The organism is Pseudomonas sp. BW16M2 (assembly GCF_014268865.1).
GTDB lineage: Bacteria > Pseudomonadota > Gammaproteobacteria > Pseudomonadales > Pseudomonadaceae > Aquipseudomonas > Aquipseudomonas peradeniyensis.
The window spans coordinates 157,340-172,011 of sequence record NZ_JABWRI010000009.1; the positions used below are offsets into that span (position 1 = coordinate 157,340).

At 66.1% G+C, this 14,672-nt stretch carries 12 protein-coding genes; 5 read left to right on the forward strand and 7 right to left on the reverse strand.

Translation table 11 applies throughout. The features are described 5' to 3' along the window. Nucleotides 1–294 precede the first annotated feature (294 nt). The 4 genes from HU735_RS11060 to HU735_RS11070 all read left to right on the forward strand — a co-directional run bounded on the left by HU735_RS11060 (nt 295) and on the right by HU735_RS11070 (nt 5,592). Nucleotides 295–3,552: a T6SS effector BTH_I2691 family protein gene (locus HU735_RS11060; RefSeq protein WP_186713539.1), complete on the forward strand. Its 3,258-nt coding sequence runs from the start codon at nt 295–297 to the stop codon at nt 3,550–3,552. A 197-nt stretch (nt 3,553–3,749) separates the two neighbouring features. Then, nucleotides 3,750–4,022, forward strand: coding sequence for a DUF6708 domain-containing protein (locus HU735_RS27385; RefSeq protein ID WP_346655360.1), 273 nt, complete (start codon nt 3,750–3,752; stop codon nt 4,020–4,022). Between the two features lie 13 nt (nt 4,023–4,035). Next, nucleotides 4,036–4,389 (forward strand): DUF6708 domain-containing protein, encoded by a 354-nt coding sequence (locus tag HU735_RS11065; protein WP_310889557.1) that lies wholly within the window; start codon nt 4,036–4,038, stop codon nt 4,387–4,389. 54 nt (nt 4,390–4,443) lie between these two features. After that, entirely contained in the window at nt 4,444–5,592 is a 1,149-nt protein-coding gene (locus HU735_RS11070) for a carboxypeptidase family protein (RefSeq protein WP_186713540.1), read from the forward strand. A 215-nt stretch (nt 5,593–5,807) separates the two neighbouring features. On the opposite strand, the gene HU735_RS11075 is transcribed toward HU735_RS11070, so the two are convergent. The 7 genes from HU735_RS11075 to HU735_RS11105 all read right to left on the reverse strand — a co-directional run bounded on the left by HU735_RS11075 (nt 5,808) and on the right by HU735_RS11105 (nt 12,132). After that, a complete protein-coding gene (locus tag HU735_RS11075) occupies nt 5,808–6,776 on the reverse strand; it encodes a spore coat U domain-containing protein (protein ID WP_186713541.1) in 969 nt (322 codons plus the stop codon). Next, the gene (locus HU735_RS11080; protein WP_186713567.1) at nt 6,773–9,106 is read right to left on the reverse strand and encodes a fimbria/pilus outer membrane usher protein; all 2,334 of its coding nucleotides are present in this window, start codon (nt 9,104–9,106) and stop codon (nt 6,773–6,775) included. Before HU735_RS11080 ends, HU735_RS11075 begins: the two co-directional genes overlap by 4 nt. A gap of 68 nt (nt 9,107–9,174) precedes the next feature. Beyond that, on the reverse strand, nt 9,175–9,954 hold the full coding sequence (locus tag HU735_RS11085; protein ID WP_186713542.1) for a molecular chaperone: 780 nt from the start codon (nt 9,952–9,954) through the stop codon (nt 9,175–9,177). A 34-nt stretch (nt 9,955–9,988) separates the two neighbouring features. Then, a complete protein-coding gene (locus tag HU735_RS11090) occupies nt 9,989–10,492 on the reverse strand; it encodes a spore coat U domain-containing protein (protein WP_186713543.1) in 504 nt (167 codons plus the stop codon). A gap of 3 nt (nt 10,493–10,495) precedes the next feature. Then, nucleotides 10,496–11,029 carry a spore coat U domain-containing protein gene (locus tag HU735_RS11095; RefSeq protein ID WP_186713544.1) on the reverse strand — a complete coding sequence of 178 codons (534 nt, stop codon included), beginning with the start codon at nt 11,027–11,029 and terminating at the stop codon, nt 10,496–10,498. A gap of 17 nt (nt 11,030–11,046) precedes the next feature. Next, nucleotides 11,047–11,580: a spore coat U domain-containing protein gene (locus tag HU735_RS11100; RefSeq protein ID WP_050705101.1), complete on the reverse strand. Its 534-nt coding sequence runs from the start codon at nt 11,578–11,580 to the stop codon at nt 11,047–11,049. A gap of 24 nt (nt 11,581–11,604) precedes the next feature. Beyond that, nucleotides 11,605–12,132, reverse strand: coding sequence for a spore coat protein U domain-containing protein (locus tag HU735_RS11105; RefSeq protein WP_186713545.1), 528 nt, complete (start codon nt 12,130–12,132; stop codon nt 11,605–11,607). A gap of 257 nt (nt 12,133–12,389) precedes the next feature. Here HU735_RS11105 and HU735_RS11110 point away from each other — a divergent pair, with 257 nt between their 5' ends. Further along, nucleotides 12,390–14,672, forward strand: coding sequence for an ATP-binding protein (locus HU735_RS11110; RefSeq protein ID WP_186713546.1), 2,283 nt, complete (start codon nt 12,390–12,392; stop codon nt 14,670–14,672).

Here is a 14,672-nt window from a genome sequence, read left to right on the forward strand (position 1 = left end):
GTTTGAAGTCATAACAGCCCTTCAAAGAGAACTTTCCTACAGCAATGTAGGAAGCCGTTGGCAAGACTTCCTCCTGCACGCCCCCTATGGTCCTAGCCTTGTGCCACGCATCGAGCGCGCTTCTCCACATTGAGGCGCCCGACAACAATGGACAGGGACCGCCATGCTTAACCATTCCGACCTGCGCTACAGGTCAACGCCCTTCATTGCTAAAAACGACTGCGAGATTGCGCCTTCAAGCGATCCGCGCCAGCGACTCATACTGCCCCAACGATACGCAAAGGGGGTACGCCCATGACCCTCAGCAAGCGAATCGCCCACGTCATCGCCGAATCCGTCCTGCCCCACGACCAGTGCCAGGCCTGCGAACGCAAGGGCCTGCCCATCCTGCCCCTTCGCCGCGCCCTGGTCCCGGACCTGCGCCCGGCCTACCGCTACCCCTTGGCCGGCGGCGATCAGATCGCCACCCGCATGGGGCTGCGCACCCTGCGCACCGGCTACCTGTATGTCCTGCTCGACCAGCGCATCTGGTACGCCTACGAAGTCACCGACGAGGCCCACCTGCGCCGCTTCAACCCCATCGAGCCGCCACCCGCGCCACCGCGCCTGCTCGCCCGCCAGTGCCTGGGCGAAAACCACGACATCCCCTCCTCCTTCCTCACCGTCGACACCGAGGCCTTCTCCACCGCCTGGATCGCCTTCAGCAGCGACGCCTGGCCGCCCAGCGTGCTCAATGCCTACCGCAACGCCAAGACCCCGCCCGAGCGCTTCCAGGTGCTGGACCTCGCCCTCGCCCGCAGCGCCCCCGCCCAGGTGGGCATGGCCATGACCCTCAGCGAGCTGCAGGTGGACCGCGAGGTCTTCGAGTACAACCAGCAACTGCCCGGCGCCTTCGACAGTGTCCATGGCTTTCACAGCCGCCTCCTGCGCCAGACCGCCACCCGCGGCTACCTGATCAACGCCATTGCCCGCCACCAGCTCGAACACGGCGTGCTCGCCCTGGTGCTCGACGACACCGTCGGCCTGGTCCAGGAGTACAACCACCAGCGCCTCAACTGGATCGCCCGGCGCCAGCAATGGCGCGAGGACCCGCTGCGCGCCTATCAGCTGCAGACCTCGCAGATCCTGCAGACCCTGCGCGCCATGCAATGGCCCTGGGCCGAGCAGCAGACCCCGTCCTTCGAGCCCCACAGCGGCGATGGCCCGCCGGTGTTCGTCGACCCGCAGGTCGAGCGCCAGCGCGAGGTCGAACGGCGCGCCCAAGACGGCGTCGCCCGGCTCGAGGAGCGCTACCACGAGCCCCTGCGCGCAGGCTTCCAGGCCGAGTACGAACGCCAGGAAGCCGAGTACCAGCGCTACATCGACCTGAACACCCAGGCCTACACCCAACTCTGCGACAGCAGCCTGTTCCACGCCATCGAGGAACACGACTACGACGGCGACGACCGCGAGTCCGGCATCGCCTACAGCAAGACCATGGCCCTGTGCCTGGCCGGCGGCGTCACCGAGGCCCCCGACGCGGACGGCGAAGCCCGCGCCCCTGCCCCGGGCAGCAGCGCGGCGCTGTGGCAGCGCTGGCTGCAGGATCCCAACAGCCCGCCCTACCGCGCCGTGCTCCTGCGCGACCGGACCCTGCTCGCCGCGCTGCTGCCCAGTTTCTCCACCACCGACCCCACCGACTGGGGCGACAGCGAGAAGCTCTATGGGGCGCTGAGCAAGGTCATCGCCAGTGACGATGCCGGCTTGAACCTGCGTGACACCCTGCGCCAGGCCATCGCAGAGACGCAAGGCGCGATCAATGGCGCCAGCCTGCGCCTGAAGCCCCTGCTGCCGCCCGGCGTGCAGCGCGCCGTGATGCGCCTGAACAGCGCCAGCCAGTGGCTGTACAACGGCGTGCAACTGATCGAGCTGCAGGTACAGATGAAGCTCAGCGAGTACTACGCCCTGCAGAGTGCCCACCTGCGCGAGCTGCAGCACCAGGCCAGCGCGCAGACCGCCAAGGCCCGCGAACGCATGCTCCTGGGCCTGCGCGAATTCGATGCCGAGGTGAGCGCGTCCAGGCGCTGGGTGCGGCCGGTCATCCAGCACGGGCTGCTGAGCCTGGCGGTGCTCGACCCGAAGCTGGCGCACAGCGTCATCACCGTCAGCGTCTGGGTCGAGGGCACCGCCGACGTGCTGCAGGAGCGCCTGGCCCAGGAAGCCGGTCTGCGCGTCAACCAGCTCAGCGACGCCGCGCAGATCAGCCTGGTCAACCTCTCGGTCGCCGCGGGAACCCTCGACGCCAACGCCCGGCAACTGCTCCACGGCATGCGCATCACCGCGAAACAGGCGGCGCAGCTGGTGCGCACCAGCTTCACCGGCGTGCGCGGCGTGGCGGGCAGCTGGGAGCTCCTGCTGGCCCTGGGCGGCTTGTACCTGACCCACGACAGCCTGGCGAAGAATCTGGAAAAGGCGGAAATCGAGATCGGCGAGAAATCCAGGGAAGCGGTGATAGCGTTGCATGGGTCCAAGCTGGCGATCCTTGGCGGAGGGATCGAGGCGCTGGGTTTGATCATCAGGACCGGCGCCACGCAGATCAACACCAGGATACCCATGACGCCTGCGGGGACGGCCCGGATGGCCACAGTCATAGAAATGGGGCGGGCAACAGTCAGGGTAGGTGCCGTCATGGGGGCCGTGGCCGGGATTTACGATACGGCACAGGCAGTGTTTGCCTCAAGGCGAACATGGGCGAATGGGGATACAACCGCTCGGAATGCTTATAGTGCGACGGCATTTATATCATTAACCGGAACAATCTATGCTATCTATGCAGTTTTCAGCCCAGCACTATTTGGCCCACTAGGTATAGCAATCACCCTTGCAATAGGTGCTTACAGCACTAAGAAGTGGGCAGAGAGCAAAGAATCAACTCCATTAGAGCGTTGGGCAAGACGGTGTTATTTCGGCAAAGCCAATGAAACCCCTGCCATCCACTGGGAGTTCCCTGAACATGCTGACATCGCTTTTGCAGCGTTAAACGCCGCCACACTGGGTGTTGAGGCGGGCGTAAAATCCGAAACCCAAAGAGCCGACCCCACGCTCACGGCTAAAATAGGATGGATTGCTCAGGCAGCCACCGAGCAAAAACTAACATTCAAGATATTGCTGCCCAATGTCAATGCTTCAAGCTACAGCTATCACTGGTCCCTGACCGTTCACCGACATGGCGATGGGGTTCCGTCCAACTACACGAGCGGCGAGATCATCGCCACAGGATCCCATGCAGTTTTACATCCATTGCCAACCTCGCAGAAAAAGCCGTCGTCGCGCCCCTCTCGCAAAGTGAAAGACTACAGAGCAGATACCCTCATCCAAAACACCAGCAAAAAATCCGCAGTGTTGCACTTCGGTGATTCCACTACCACCGAGTTCATAACCGGCCACATAGAACTCACCCCAAGCCTTGGCAGGCACAGCATACAGGCTGCAACTTTAAACGTCACTTACTGGCCAGATCGTAATTCCCCAGAGGCCTATGCAAATCTGGAAATCCTGGAAACCCACAAATGACTACCTCCAATGACGACTTACCTGAGCGTACTCTAGGCTGGAAGTATGACCTACCTCTTCCCAATGAGGAGCCCACACAGAAACTCAACGCAACCTTACTACCACCAACTCCAAACAAAATAAATAATATTTATATAGAGATCCCAAGATCAACACTAAAAATCAGGGGCATCGGCCTCATCGGTGGAAGCATCGCCATGCTGCTGGGTTTACTACCAATCTTAACCTTAGCTCATACCACATTAATCGAAGGAGAGAAAATTGGATTAGACTTCGCAATAATTCTAACCATAATTACCGCTGCCTACTGGGTAACGATACCTCTCGTACGCCTGGACATTGAGCTACCGCGCGACGAGCCAATCCGTTTTAACCGGCTCCGACAAAAAGTTTATTTTTACGAGTACAGACAAGACAGGGTTCGGGTACTCAGCAAAAAGCACTGGGGGGGTACGCCCTGTCGTTTATAACTGGAGCGACCTCATCGCCGAGGTCTATAGCCTTTATGCCCCGATGGGCAACGGCGGACTCGTTGAGAATATCGTCATCGCCGTACGCAAGACAGGTACCAACGAAATAATCGACCGCCTGTTCTTCAGTCATGACCTTGAGGATGGCAAGCAATACTGGGAGATCATCAGACTGTTCATGCAACAGGGCCCAGACGCACTTCCCACCTTTGTTCGCCCACCCCGCGATTGGGACAATGACTTCGAACTCACCCCCATTCGCCGATTAGCCCCCAGGGTGCAATGGCCGGAAGCCATAGACCGCGAATCCCGCACCGCCCCTGAGCCCTCCACCGACTCACAGGCCACGAACAAAGTGACACCCTGAACACCTTTCGCGGTGTAGAGTACCTCCCACAACAACGCCAACAGGAGGCTGGCAATGACCGTGACGCTCTCCCCGCTGCACATTGACTGCGATTTCGACTCCGGCAACATCCTGGTCCTGGACGCCAGCAACCCTGCGCACGTCCACCTGAACATCCGCAAGGACAGCCACAGCGACCACTTCCAGTGGTTCCACTTCAAGGCCAGCGGCCTGACCCCGGGCCAAGTCCATCGCTTCAGCCTGGACAACGCCCATGAGTCCTCCTACAAGAACGCCTGGACCGGCTACCACGCCGTGGCCTCCTACGACCAGCAGACCTGGTTCCGCGTGCCCAGCCAGTTCGACGGCAAGGCCCTGAGCTTCGACTTCAAGGCTGAACAGGCGCAGGCCTGGTTCGCCTACTTCGAGCCCTACCCGCGCGCCCGGCACAACCAGCTGATCGAGCGCGCCCGGCAGATCGCCGGCGTCGAACTGCTGGCCAGCGGGCGCAGCGTGCAGGGGCGCGACATTCCGCTGCTGCGCGCGGGCAGTGGCGCAACCGGCAAGCGCAAGCTGTGGATCATCGCCCAGCAGCACCCGGGCGAGCACATGGCCGAATGGTTCATGGAAGGCGTGATTGACGCCCTCGAAGCCAACGGCCCGGTCATCCAGCAACTGCTGGCCAAGGCCGACCTGTACCTGATCCCCAACATGAACCCGGACGGTGCCTTCCTCGGCCACCTGCGCACCAACTTCAAGGGCAAGGACCTCAACCGCGCCTGGCAGGACGCCAGCGTCGAACTGAGCCCCGAGGTGTTCTTCGCCCAGAGCCAGATGAAGCTGCATGGTGTGGATGCGTTCATCGATGCCCATGGCGACGAGGAGATCCCCCATGTGTTCACCGCGGCCTGCGAGGGCAACCCCGGCTACACGCCGCGCATCGCCAAACTGGAAGAGCAGTTCCGCAGCACCCTGTGCAGCCTGACCCCGGACTTCCAGACGAAGTACGGCTATACCCGCGACGAGCCGGGCCGGGCCAACATGACCCTGGCCTGCAATGCCGTGGGCCAGGCCCATGACTGCCTGTCGCTGACCCTGGAAATGCCGTTCAAGGACCATGACGATGCGCCGAATCCGCGCACTGGCTGGTCGGGCGAGCGCTCGAAGGCGCTGGCCGGGGCGGTGCTGGAGACGTTGCTGAAGATGGTCGGCGATCTGCGCTGAGCAACGCGATCTCCTATCGGAAATCGCCCTGCCCTTCAGGCTGCGCTGTCGTACAGAGAGCAATGTTGAAACATCACCAGCGTGGGAGCGGGCTTGCCCCGCGATCACCGGCATAGCCGGTGCCATACACCACATCGCGGGGCAAGCCCGCTCCCACGCTGTCCCGGTGAAATCACAAGGTTACGTTCTGTTCCGTGGAAGGCGAGGCAGCCTACTCAGAACTGCACATCCAGAATCACACTGTCGGTATAGGTCGCCGCCGGCGGCGTGGCCTGGTCGGTGTACACCTTGGCGTTGTAGTTGAACACCTGGCTCCCGGTCCCGGTCCCCGCCCCGGGGTTCACCTCGGCATCGCTGCTCGAACGCCGCGCCGCGCCCACCGAGCCCCAGCGCACCACGCCGGCGCTCTTGAAGATGTCATAGGCCAGGTAGTTGTTGGCGCTGGACTTCATCCGCCGCCGCCCGCCCGAGACGTTCTGCCCGTCGTCCAGACCGACCGTGTAGTTGCTACCCTTGGTGCACGACACACTCACGCTCTGGCTCACCGTGCCGAATCCGGCCACCACCGGCGCGCTGGCGAAGCTGATGTTGGGCGTGGTGATCTGGCAGTCGTTGGTCACCGTGAGGCTGACCAGCAGGGTCTGGTTGCCGCTGCCGATGTCGCGCCCCAGGCAGATGGCACCGATACCGATACCCGAGCAGTAGTTCCAGCTCCAGGCAATGTTCAGGGTTTCCTGGTACAGGCCGGCGGCGACATTGGCGCCGACCACGGTCTTCAGGTACAGCGGCACGGTCTTGGGCGTACTGCCGTTGAGCAGGCCGAGGGCATCAATGATGCCGTTGCGGGCGAAGTCGAACTGCACGCCACGGCTGATCGGGTAGCTAGTGGTGTTGTCGGCGTAGATCGTATAGGGAATCACATCGCCGGTCGGGCCCACCAGTCCACTGCTGGACGACGTGAAGGTGGCATAGAAATGGTCATTGCTGGTCAACAGCGACAACAGCGAGCCGGTGCACTGCAGGCCGGCATTGGTGGTCGAGGCATTCTGCACGGTGGTGCGCACCAGCGTCGAGTTGACCGAGCCGAAAGCCGCCGGCGCGGTGGCCACCGACGAGCACAACGCCCAGGCCGCTCCCGGCAGCGCCAGCAGCCCTGCCAGGCATCCGCGGATCAGCCGGTTCATCGGCACACCAGCGGGCCGATCAGCGGGATCGGCCCCTGCCCTTCAGGCAGGTCGAACGCCACCTGGCACTGGCCGCCATCGGCCTTGTCCACCTGCAGGCGATTGTGCGGCGCCAGGTTCTCCAGGTAGACCAACCCATCCCACCCCACCACCGCCTCGCCACCACTTTCCTGATGGCGTACCCGGCTGCCCAGCTTGAGCTCCTGCTGGTCAGCATCGACCAGCACCAGGCTCGCCGCCAGCACACGCTTGAGCGGGAACTCCAGCAAGTAGCCGCTGCCACGGCGCACCGCCACGCGCTGCTCCACCTGCGGCGCCAGCACATCGGCAGGCAGGTCCATCGGGTCGATCTCGTACTTGCCGCGGTAGTAGCCGCTGCTGTAGGGCACCAACAGGTGGCCGTTGCGGTCGGTGCGGCCGATCTGCTGGTTCTCGTAGCGCACCGGCACGTCGGCGTAGCCGCTGGTGCTGACCACCACGAAGGCGTCGTCGATGCGGTTGGCGGCAAACAAGCCTGCGTCCATCAACACCAGCGAGCCGCTGGCGTCGGCCCAGCGGGTCATCTCGCCGCTGCTGCCGTAGGCGCCCACCTGCAGCTGCACCGACTGCAGGCGCCAGGTCAGGTCGGCCTGGCGGTAGTCGTCGCGGTTGCCGCCTGTGGCGTAGCCCAGGTTGTAGCCCACCCCGCCGCCCACCGGCACCGCCTGGCTGTAGTTGACCCGCTGCAGGTCCTGGCCGTCCTTGCTGCGCTCGGCGCTGAAGGCCAGGGTGCCGCGCAGGTCGAAGGGGATCACCAGCTGCGCCTGCACCGCCCACTGGCTGTCACCGACCTCGCGGTTGGCCGACAGGTACAGGCTGCTGTTGCGCCACAGCGGCTTGCTCCAACTCAGGTTGATCAGCCGCGTGCGCGTGCCGTCGCCGGCGCGCACGTCGAAATAGCCGGCACCAAGGCTGCCGTAGCGGTCCAGATTGAGGCTCAGGGTGGCCTGCTCGCTGCGCTGGCTCAGGCGGGTGAAGGGGCTGTCGACCAACGACAGGTCGGCGTAGTCGCCGTGGCGCTGCACGCGCTGGTAGTTGAAGCCGATGCGCCGGCTGTTGTACTGGTAGCCCAGCGCCACCTGCTGGCCCGTATCGCCTTCAAAACGGCTCTGGGTCAGCGCCGCGTTGAGCACGCCGAAGGTACCCAGGCGCAGATTGCCGCCCAGGCCGCCGAGCATCATCGACTCGGCGCTCTCGGCATGGGTTTCCAGGGTGAAGTAGTCGGACACCCCGTGGCGCAAGGTCGCCGAGGCCACGCCGGGACCATAGGCGAAATCGCGCACGGCGTAGTCGCGGCGCAGGCTACCGGCGGCCACCGAGAAGTCCGACAGCCCCTTGGCCAGCAGGCTGCTGGTGACATAGAACGGCAAGGTGGTCGACACCTGGCGGCCAAGGGCGTCGGTGGTCACCACCACCGCCTCGCCAGCGCCGTTGATGAACGGCACGTTGGTCAGGGTGTAGGGGCCCGGCTGCAGTTCGGTGCTACTGCTCTTGTAGCCATTGATGAACAGGTCCAGCGAGGTCGGCACGGCGGCTTCGCCGGCAAAGGCCGGCAGCGGATAGGTGACCAGGTCGGGACGGGCGCCGAAGTCGCGGGACAGTTGCAGGCCGCCCACCCGCACCGAGGTGGTCCAAGGCAGCGCACCGGTCACCAGGTCGCCCGCCTCATAGGTGAGCAGGCGCTGCTCGTCGGTGTAGCGGAAGGTGGTGTCGTAGCGCAGGAAACCCTGGCGGCCCTGGGCCTGGGCGCCATTGAACGACTGGCGCCACTGCCCGGTGGTGGAAAAGGTGCCCCAGTCGTCGAACAGGCGCAGCTCGTTCCAGGCGGCCAGGTAGCTGCCGCCCTCGTCGGTGTCATTGAGGTAGGCGTCGTAGTTGAGCAAGGCGCCGAAGCTGCTGCGCGCGTCGCTGGCCGGGTACAGGTTGCGCTCGCCGACCTGCTGGTCGGGCAGCCAGGCCGGCGGCACCTGCAGCAGCAGGCGCTGGTTCTGGCTGTCGTAGTCGCTGTGCAGGCCGGGGATCTCGTCCAGGGCCACTTCGCCCTGGGGTTCGCCCGGCAGCCTGATGCCCGCCTCGCGCAACACCTCGCTGGCCAGGTACAGGCGCCCGGCGCGCTGCTGCACCGGCACCAGCTCAGCCTTGGCCACCTGGTTCACCAGCAGGTCGAGGTACAGCGTGGCGTCGGCGATGGCGGTCTGTTCCGAGGGTGGCGGCGGCAGCTCGTCGGCCACGCCCAGGCCGGGCCCCAGCACCGCCAGGCCCAGCCACAACCGGTGCGTTGCCACCCGCACCCAGCTCACACACGACTTCCAACCATTACCGGGTCCTCCCTGGCCCCTGTGATCCGTTCAAGCGCGGCTCATTGCCCCTGTTTGATGGCCTGTGCCACCTCCTGGCCGTTGACCCGCCCCTTGAGCACGCTGGCGGCGCCCGGCGCGGCCGGTGCCGGCCAGCGCATGCTGGCGCCAGGCAGCACGTAGCCGAGCAGTCCCTCGACCAGCGGCCGGTCCTGGCCGGCCTGCTGCAGCACCACATCGGTCAGCCGCGCATGCACCGGCCCCGTGTTGCGTAGCTCGACATAGGGCTTGCCCTGCACCGTCACCGCGCGCCAGCTCAACTGCGGCTTGCCCACGCCTTCGACGCTGCGCCTGCCGTCCGGGTCGGGCTTGCCCCACAGTCCCTCGCCGTAGACGAACAGCGGCACCGAGTAGCGCATCTGCAGGCGGATCGCTGCCTTCGGCCCTTCGCTGGCGGCATCGGCCGGCAGCGGCGAAGGGATCTCGTCGATGATGATGCGGTAGGCCTGCTCCTGCCCTGCGGGCGAGCTGCCGGTGCGGGTCAGGCGAATCAGCTGCTTCTGCCCCGGCGCGATAGTGGCCACCGGCGGGCTGCCGATGATCTCGCGCTGGGCCTGGAACTGCTCCTGGTACTCGCCCTGGCTCCAGGCGAACACCCGCACCTGCAGGCTGGTCGGCGCCGAGCCGCGGTTTTCCAGCCACAGCGCGCCGGCCTTCTGGTCGGCCTCCAGCACCGGGTCGATCGGCCAGATCAGCACCGAAGTGGCCGCGAAGGCCGATGCGCAGCTGGCCAACAGCAGCAGCCCGATGATCCCACGCGCCCGTTTCGCGCCTGCCCCCATGCCCCTCTCCTTCTCGGTTATCCGCAGTGGCCTGTCACCAGGTCACCGTCACTTGCACGACATCGGTATAGGTCCCGGCCGGCAGGGTGCCGGTCAAGGTGGTACGGCCATAGACCGGCAGCTTGATCGCCGTCGGGTCGCTGTAGCTCACCGCCACGCTGCTGCCGATGCCCAGGCTCTGGCTGAACGCGGCGTCGCGGTAGAGCTGGTAGGCCAGTAGCTGCGTGCCCCCCGAACGCTTGAGATTACGCGTGCCGCTGGCGCTGTTCTGGCCGCCGTCCAGGCTCATGCTCAGGGCCACGCCGGGGGTGCACTGGAAGGTCACCGTGCTGCCGCCGAGCGAGGTGCTCAGGGTGGCGGTGGACAACGCCGAGCTGGTGCCGTAGTCGAGCACGCCATAGGCCGTCACGCCGCCGACCACCAGGCAGCCGGCGACGATCTGCGCCGTCACCTGGAAGGTGCTGGTGGTGACCGCGTGGGCACCCTGGGTCAGCGCCAGGCACAGCCCGACGGCCAGCAGCCGCGCCGTGCCCGGCATGGCTCAGAAACTCAGCTCGACCGCCACCGTGTCGGTGTACACCCCGGCCGGCAGACCGGCCTTGCCGCGGGCCTGACCGTACAGGTTGACGGTCTGCGCCACGCCGGTGCTGGTCGGCAGGGTGATGGTACCGTCGATCGCCAGCAGCTGAGTGTGCCCGGCGTCGGTGTAGAAGTCGTAGGGCACGAAATTGCCGGCGCCATCGGCCAGGGCCCGGGTCCCGCCGGCGGACTGCGAGTCGTGGGTACCGGCACGCACCTTGATCGTCGGCACCGTGCCTGCCGAGCAGAGGATGCTCATGGCCCCGCCACCGCCACCGAGCACCTGGCCATTGGCGGTGGTGAACAGCGAGTCCTGGGTGCCGAAGTTGAGGCTGCCGAAGTTGAGCCCCGAGGTGCCGCCGCTGCCGTTGACCTGGCAGGCGGCGGTCAGCGTCAGGGTCGAGCTGATGGTGCCGGTCACGGTGGCGGCCTGGGCCTGGGCGGCCAGGGCCAGGCCAAGGGCGGCGAGGATGCAGCGGGTGAGGTGCTTGGGCATCGGAATCTCCTTGCGTGTTACCAGTCCAGGGTCACCCTGAGGGTGTCGCGATACAGCCCGGCCGGCAGCGCGCGCGGTTGCGCGACCACCACGCCGTAGATGGGTACAGGCACCTGCTGGGTGCCGCTGATGGTGAAGGTACGGGCCTGGCCGATGCCGTAGCGGCTGTTGCCGCCCGGGTCGATGGCCAGTTGATAGGGAATGAGTTCGCGGCCGTTGCTCAAGCGGCGCACGCCGTCGTTGCCGTTCTGCCCGCCGTTGATGCGCACGCTGAAGGCGCGCACCTGCGGCGAGCAGCTGATCTGCAGGCTGCCCTCGCCGCCGGCTTCGTCTACCCGGCTGGTCAGCGGCTGGTCCCAGGTCGGCCCGCGGGCACCGAAGTCCATCAGGCCCGGGTTGCCCAGGGTGGCCGGTTGCGGGTCGCTGCTGATCTGGCAGGCGGCGCTGATCACCAGCCGCGCCTGGATGAAGCCGGTGGTGGTGCCGTGGGCCGCGCCACTGGGCAGCAGCAGCGGGCCGAGGGTCAGCAGCAGGATCGAACCACGGTGCAACGCGTCCATGAGCATGCAGCCTCCCTACCAGGTGACCGTGACTTTGAGCAGGTCGGCATACAACCCGGCGCGGGGCGCCCAGGCCAGCGTGTCGATCCGTGCGTAGAGGGGCAGCTCCACCGAGCCGCTGTCCGGCACCCGCGCCGATTGCGCCACGTCCACCGCCAGTGGCTGGCGCCAGGCGGCGTCACGGTACAGGCGGTAGGGAATCGGCCGGGCCTGGGTATCGGGGCTGGCGAGGTAGCGCACTTCGCCGACGCCGCCGTGCTGGCCGCCATCGACACGCACCTGGTATGGGGTGTCCGGGTTGCACTCCAGGCGCGGCGGGCGTTGGGCAAGCAGCACGCCACTGGCCGGCGCGCCCGGGCCGTCCAGGCGCGCCACGCTGCCCAGGTCGATGCGTCCCAGCGCCTGCGGGCCGGCCTCGCGCTGCTGGGTGACCAGCATGCAGCCGCGCTGCACGCGCACCTGCACTTCAACGAGAAAATCCGCTGCCATGGCGTTGCCACTCAACCACAGGCCCAACAGCATGGCCACTAAGCGCTCCGTCACCGGTCGATCCTTGTGCGTATGGGTTGAGCTTGAGCGTAGCAGCGCGATTGGATCAGGGCCGGGGAAGGCCTACCCCTCTTTGGCATTAATGAAAAGGACGGAGTCGGGAGCCAGGCCAGTGCACAGGCGCCCCCGAAAATTTCCCGCCCCAGCAACGAAACCCTGGCGCCCGCCACCTTTCAAATAACCAGATCCCGGCAAAGCGGCCGCCATTCTGATACCGTTCACCCACAATATCCTGTGCATACGCATGGCCCATGCGTGGACGGACCCTACAGGAGAGTCCCGTGACGACCGACCCGACCTCGCTCGAGCAGGCAATCGAGCGCTGTGCCCAGGAGCCGATCCAGGTTCCGGGCAGCATTCAGCCCCAGGGTTTCCTGCTGGTGCTGGACGAGACCGACCTGCGCGTGCTGCAGGCCAGCGAGAACGCCGAGCGCTGGCTGGGCGTGCCGGCCCGCGCCCTGGCCGGCCAGGCCTTCGCCGAACTGGTCGGCGAAGGTTTCGACCTGCGCCAACGGTTGGCGAACCTGCCCGGCGATGAAATCTTCCCGTTTCATATCGGCGATGCGCGCCTGCACCAAGGCGCCCCCTGGCCGGCCGCGTTGCGGGTGCTGGCCCACCGTCACGACCAGGTGCTGATCCTCGAGTTCGAACCCCACCGCGATTCGCCGGGCAACGCCGGCAAGGACGACTACTACCCCCTGGTCCGCGCCTTCGTCAGCACCCTGCACCAGGTCACCCGGATCGACGAGCTGTTGCAGCAGTCGGTGCGGCAGATCAAGCGCATCACCGGCTTCGGCCGGGTCAAGGCCTACCGCTTCGACACCGAGGGCACCGGCACGGTCCTGGCCGAGGACGCCGACCCCGGTTACCCCAGCTACCTGGGCCTGTGCTTCCCGGCCTCGGACATCCCGCGCCAGGCCCGCGAGCTGTACCGGATCAACCGTATCCGGGTGATCGAGGACGCCAACTACCAGCCCTCGCCCCTGGTGCCGGCCGCCAACCCGCGCACCGGTAAGGCCCTGGACATGAGCTTCGCCGCGCTGCGCAGCGTCTCGCCGGTGCACCTGCAGTACATGCGTAACATGGGCACCCTGGCCTCGATGTCGCTGTCCATCGTGGTCAACGACCGGCTCTGGGGGCTGGTCTCCTGCCACCACGAGCAACCGCGCCCGGTGGACTTCAAGACCCGCACCGCCTGCGAGCTGCTGGCCAACGTGCTGTCGCTGCAGATCGAGACCATCGAGTCGCACGACAGCACTCGCCAGCTGCTCGACCTGCGCCAGCGCATCGTGCGCATGCTCGCCGCGATGGCCGACCACGACAGCGTCAGCGACGGCCTGCTGGCCCTGCCCGAGGTGATGCTGCAGTTCGCCGGGGCCACGGGCGCGGCGATCATCAGTGCCGAGCGCTGCGACCTGATCGGCGCCACGCCGCCGGCGGCGCAGGTCAACGCCCTGGCGCACTGGCTGGCACAGCGTGGCGGCGACGCGGTGTTCCATACCGACAACGTGCGGCGCGACGTCGACGAGCTGCCGGAGCTGGCCCGGCATGCCGCCGGCGTGCTGGCGGTGGCGATCTCGCAGATCCATTCGCACTACCTGCTGTGGTTCCGTCCCGAGCAGGCCCATACGGTGAACTGGGCCGGCCGCCCGGAAAAGACCGTGGCGCCCCAGGGCAACCTCAACCCACGGCACAGCTTCGAGCGCTGGCAGGAGGAAGTGCGCGGCTTCAGCGCGCCCTGGGACCCGCTGATCATCGAAGGCGTGCAGGAACTGCGTGGCGCGGTGCTCGGCATCGTCCTGCGCAAGGCCGAGGAAATGGCGCAACTGGCTGGCGAACTGAGGCGCTCGAACAAGGAACTCGAAGCGTTCTCCTACAGCGTGTCCCACGACCTGCGCGCGCCGTTGCGGCACATCGCCGGCTACAGCGAACTGCTCGGCGAGATCGAGGGCGCGCAGCTGTCCGAACGCGGCAAGCGCTTCCTCGGTCATATCGAGGACGCCGCGCAGTTCGCCGGCACCCTGGTGGACAACCTGCTGAACTTCTCGCAGATGGGCCGCTCGGCGCTGCGCCTGACCGACGTCGACCTCAACACCCTGATCGATGCCATCCGCACGGAGTTGGCCCCGGACTACGCAGGCCGCGCCGTCACCTGGGAAGTCGCCGAGCTGCCCAAGGTCATCGCCGACCCGGCCTTCATCAACATGGTCCTGCACAACCTGATCGCCAACGCCATCAAGTACACCCGTGGCCGCGACCCGGCGCGCATCGAGATCGCCGCCGTGCGTCACCGGCACGAGATCGAGTTCCTGGTGCGCGACAACGGCGTGGGTTTCGACATGGCCTACGTCGACAAGCTGTTCGGCGTGTTCCAGCGCCTGCACCGCATGGACGAGTTCGAGGGCACCGGCATCGGCCTGGCCAGCGTGCGGCGGATCATCGAGCGCCACGATGGCCGGGTCTGGGCCGAGGGCCGCATCGACCAGGGCGCCAGCTTCCACTTCACCCTCCCCCTTCAACCCACGTCTGCCTGA

What these genes read in the sequence shown, in the direction of transcription:
- HU735_RS11085 (WP_186713542.1), bottom strand. Translation starts at nt 9,954, where the DNA reads ATGGGGGCAGGCGCGAAACGGGCGCGTGGGATCATCGGGCTGCTGCTG.
- HU735_RS11095 (WP_186713544.1), bottom strand. Translation starts at nt 11,029, where the DNA reads ATGCCCAAGCACCTCACCCGCTGCATCCTCGCCGCCCTTGGCCTGGCC.
- HU735_RS11075 (WP_186713541.1), bottom strand. Translation starts at nt 6,776, where the DNA reads ATGAACCGGCTGATCCGCGGATGCCTGGCAGGGCTGCTGGCGCTGCCG.
- HU735_RS11060 (WP_186713539.1), top strand. Translation starts at nt 295, where the DNA reads ATGACCCTCAGCAAGCGAATCGCCCACGTCATCGCCGAATCCGTCCTG.
- HU735_RS11090 (WP_186713543.1), bottom strand. Translation starts at nt 10,492, where the DNA reads ATGCCGGGCACGGCGCGGCTGCTGGCCGTCGGGCTGTGCCTGGCGCTG.
- HU735_RS11070 (WP_186713540.1), top strand. Translation starts at nt 4,444, where the DNA reads ATGACCGTGACGCTCTCCCCGCTGCACATTGACTGCGATTTCGACTCC.
- HU735_RS11110 (WP_186713546.1), top strand. Translation starts at nt 12,390, where the DNA reads ATGCGTGGACGGACCCTACAGGAGAGTCCCGTGACGACCGACCCGACC.
- HU735_RS27385 (WP_346655360.1), top strand. Translation starts at nt 3,750, where the DNA reads ATGCTGCTGGGTTTACTACCAATCTTAACCTTAGCTCATACCACATTA.